At 55.2% G+C, this 3873-nt stretch carries 4 protein-coding genes and 1 tRNA gene; all 5 read right to left on the reverse strand.

Annotated features, from left to right (window positions below):
- Positions 1 to 382: 382 nt before the first annotated feature.
- On the reverse strand, positions 383 to 742 hold the full coding sequence (rplT, locus tag AAAX59_RS09590) for a 50S ribosomal protein L20 (protein WP_006234421.1): 360 nt from the start codon (positions 740 to 742) through the stop codon (positions 383 to 385).
- Positions 743 to 788: 46 nt separating this feature from the next.
- Positions 789 to 980 (reverse strand): 50S ribosomal protein L35, encoded by a 192-nt coding sequence (gene rpmI, locus AAAX59_RS09595; protein ID WP_006234422.1) that lies wholly within the window; start codon positions 978 to 980, stop codon positions 789 to 791.
- A 32-nt stretch (positions 981 to 1012) separates the two neighbouring features.
- Positions 1013 to 1582, reverse strand: a complete 570-nt coding sequence (infC, locus tag AAAX59_RS09600; RefSeq protein WP_006234423.1) for a translation initiation factor IF-3 — start codon at positions 1580 to 1582, stop codon at positions 1013 to 1015.
- 434 nt (positions 1583 to 2016) lie between these two features.
- Positions 2017 to 2103 (reverse strand) — tRNA-Leu (locus AAAX59_RS09605).
- A gap of 39 nt (positions 2104 to 2142) precedes the next feature.
- Positions 2143 to 3576, reverse strand: coding sequence for a transglutaminase-like domain-containing protein (locus AAAX59_RS09610; protein WP_349071592.1), 1434 nt, complete (start codon positions 3574 to 3576; stop codon positions 2143 to 2145).
- Between the last annotated feature and the right edge of the window lie 297 nt (positions 3577 to 3873).

Raw genomic sequence — 3873 nt, forward strand, 5'->3', positions numbered from 1 at the left:
CGATGTCTGCCCGGATGCGACACTGAAGTGAGTGTCCATCCTCGCAGTATCCGGTTCTCAAGGTGCACGCCCCGCGGCTGATCCGGTTCCACCGGGCCGCGCGGCAAGGAGATATATTGCCAGACCGCGAAGCTCTGTGGGACGTCAATTCCACTCTTCACAAGTCCTACACAATATATCGCTTCCTATATAAGACATAGAAAGGCGGGCGCAGAAATACTGCACGTATCAGATGATGACCCTTCGGTTAAGAGATATATAAAGATCGGTCACCTGTAAGTGTCTATCTACTCGCGCTTTTGCAATATAAACCAGCGCTTCAGATAAAAAGAGGGAGCGCCGCGCACAACGCGACACTCCCCTAGCGATTCAAGAGAATCTATTAGGCCTCGAGAGCCTTCTTGGCGATGGTGGCCAGCTCGTTGAAGGACTCGATGTCCTCGTAAGCCATCTGAGCCAGGACCTTGCGGTCGAGCTCGATGCCGGCAACCTTCAGGCCGTGCATGAACTGAGAGTAAGAGATGTCGTTCAGGCGAGCAGCAGCGTTGATACGGGTGATCCAGAGAGAACGAATCTCGCGCTTCTTGTTGCGGCGATCACGATACTGATACTGCAGGGAGTGCTGGACCTGCTCTTTAGCATGCTTGTAAGTACGCGAAGCGGCACCGTAGTAACCCTTCGCACGGTGCATAACGGTACGGCGCTTCTTCTTGGCGGCAACAGCGCGCTTAATACGTGCCATGTTCTATCAACTCCTAGACGGTAAAACGAAAAACGGGAACGCGAACTTAGGCGAGACGCGACTTGATGACCTTGCGGTCGGCAGCGGCAATCTCGGTCTCCTGACGGAAGCCACGCTTACGCTTGGTGGACTTCTTGCTCAGGATGTGGCTCTTGAAAGCCTTGGCGCGCATAAGCTTGCCGGTGCCAGTCTTGCGGAAACGCTTCTTGGTGCCGCTGTGGGACTTCATCTTAGGCATGAAATACTCCTTAATCGGTTACAGAACACTAGTTACTTGGTATCGCTTGCCGCTTTATCCTCATCGAAGGCGCCCTTAATCGGGGCGAGCAGCATAAGCATGTTACGGCCTTCCATCTTAGGCTTGGACTCGACCGTAGCGTAAGGCTTGAGATCCTCGGCGAGACGCTCGAGAACGTTAAGACCCTGCTCCGGGTGAGCCATCTCACGGCCGCGGAACATGATGGTAATCTTAACGCGTGCGCCCTTCTTGAGGAAACGCAGAACGTGGCCCTTCTTGGTCTCGTAGTCGCCAACGTCGATCTTGGGTCGGAACTTCATTTCCTTGACCTCGACCTTAGACTGGTTCTTACGAGCGGCCTTGGCCTTCATGGCCTGCTGGTACTTGAACTTACCGTAGTCCATGACCTTGCAGACCGGCGGCTCCGCGTTGGGAGCGATCTCGACCAGGTCGAGACCCTGATCGTCGGCGACGCGCTGGGCATCGCGGATGGCGAACAGGCCGAGCTGAGAGCCATCGACGCCAATCAAACGGCACGAAGATGCAGTGATCTCGTCGTTGATGCGGGTGTCATCAGACTTAGCTATTTTCCCTACCTCCATTCATAAAAAAATAACCCGGCGCTTCTCAGCAACCAGGTCGTACACATAGACTTCCTCGATTTGAGGAAGAGAATCTAAGTTGTATGACCAGTCAGCTGCTCATTGGCGCCAAAAGGTGGGAACCCTCGGGTTCCTCTTTAGGGCATTGTGGGAACAACGCCTTGCGAATAATAACACGTACCGCGCGCTATCACATTACGTACACGAAAAAGGGGCCTTGACCCCCCCCCTTGAAGCGCAGGTGCATGTATGGTGCCCGAGGCGAGACTCGAAGGGCCTTCGCTTCGCGAAGCCCCGGGCTTCGGGCGCATGGCGCCCTCGCCACGCTCCGCTTCAAACAGGCCACAGGCCTGTTTGCTTAACGCTTCGCGCGCTCACGCGAGTTCGGCACGAAATAGGGGGCCTTGACCCCCTTGAACGCTCACTTGCATGTATGGTGCCCGAGGCGAGACTCGAACTCGCACGTTGTTGCCAACGGTGGATTTTGAGTCCACTGCGTCTGCCAATTCCGCCACTCGGGCACGTAATGCGTGAGTTAGTTTATCACAGCTTTCTGTTGATTAGTCCGAAAATGGAACTTCGAGCATTTCGATAAGCTCAACCTTGCGCAACATCTCCCGCTTACGACATCCACGTCCGTCAACCGAGGCCTCGCCCATCTGGTTGTCATAGGGATCCTCGCGCATGCCATCGAAAGCAGGCACAAATTCAGCCTGGAATCGATTGTTGGCCACCATACGCCACGGGTCGAGGTTGCCAAAGTAGTGCTGGCGACGCCACTCCTCCCCCATCCTGCGCGCCGAGGAACCAAACGATATGTCGGCGTTAAGCCAACCGGTCTGTGGCGTATAGAACTCAGCCCAATCGTGCGGCCCCACCGAATCGGGAGCAACATACAGGCCGCTCTGCCAACGAGCAGGCACCCCCGCGATGCGGCACATGGTGATAAACGTGAGCGCCATAACGCCGCAATCGCCGCGGAGCGAATGCGCACAGTCATCGGCAATAGATCCCAAAAGCAAGTACGGCGGTTGATAGCGATAGTCGACATACTGCGTCAGATAATCATAGATAGCACGGGCGCGATCGAGCGGATCCTCGAGTCCGCCAACAACACTGGCCGTCAGCTGCTGCAGGTACGGCGTAAATGCAATGTGCGGACGGTCCTCGGAAATATCCTCGGGCAGAGGCGCGTCCATACGCGGATGAACCGGAAGTGTGCCACCGTAGACATCACAATAAGCAGCATCGATGTGATAACGATAGGTCACCGAGAATGAGCATTCACTCGAAGAAGACCACGAGGCGGTACGCGCCGAAGCGTTCGCGGGAGCAATGGCACCCTCCGGCGTCATGTCGAGAATCTCGACCCGAGACTGCTGACGGCAGGCAGCCGCGACGGGAAGCCAAGCGCAAACGGTCTCCCCCTCCAGAGCGCCGGGGACAGACACAGACGCTTTAAGCGTAATGACGCGAGCCAATCCGTTTTGCGATTCCATCTCCTTGAGCATCTCGTTGCGCAGTGCAATTCCGTCCGTAGGATCGGAACGCATGCCGGGGACCTCTTTGGGATATACGCGAAGCGAATCGAGGAAGTTGTCGAGAACGAACAGCTCGCCGTCGATAAAGCGCCAGTCAATACGCTTACGGTCAATCAGATCGTCAAACTGCTCCTCGGTAAACTCAGGCCACTCCTCGCGAATCATCGCAATAGCTCGATCGCGCGACACCGAAAAATGAAGCGGCGTCTCAAGCATGCGATACCGCTCGGCACGAACACAAGCAGCCAGCGAAGGCTCGGGGTTCTGCTCCAAAAGGCGATCACAAGCCGCAACAGCCTGCGTCAAATAGCCGGCATCCTTGAGTCGAAGAATCTCGGGCGGCAGTCCAATATCGAGATGACGAAAGTCATCACAGCAAACATCAACAGAGCAACCAACAGGACCCTCGTCAATAACCTTCCCATCCGAAGGCAGCACATTAATAACAGCCATACCAAACTCCAAGTCATTAGAACTCTTGAAGCCCATTGTAGCGAGATAAAAAGAAAGCCCCAACAAGGGAGCCATCAACACCGTCGAACGGTAGTCAAAAAAATGAATTCAGCCCAGTAACCCTGTAGCGAGTTAACGAAGGAGGCCCCGTTCACCCGAAGCTTTTCCCATGGCTCTGTTAGACCAGAATTGACATATAGGTGATGCCACCGTGGTATAATGAAACCAGCAACCACGGCATTGGAGCAGGTATGAACGCCGAGGATCTGGTCATCACCCTCAAGAAGAATATGGCGA

It is taken from the genome of Collinsella sp. CLA-ER-H2 (genome assembly GCF_040092405.1).
Classification (GTDB): domain Bacteria; phylum Actinomycetota; class Coriobacteriia; order Coriobacteriales; family Coriobacteriaceae; genus Collinsella.

Coding starts and splice junctions, on each gene's coding strand:
- rplT (WP_006234421.1), bottom strand. CDS start 742: ATGGCACGTATTAAGCGCGCTGTTGCCGCCAAGAAGAAGCGCCGTACC.
- rpmI (WP_006234422.1), bottom strand. CDS start 980: ATGCCTAAGATGAAGTCCCACAGCGGCACCAAGAAGCGTTTCCGCAAG.
- infC (WP_006234423.1), bottom strand. CDS start 1,582: ATGGAGGTAGGGAAAATAGCTAAGTCTGATGACACCCGCATCAACGAC.
- AAAX59_RS09610 (WP_349071592.1), bottom strand. CDS start 3,576: ATGGCTGTTATTAATGTGCTGCCTTCGGATGGGAAGGTTATTGACGAG.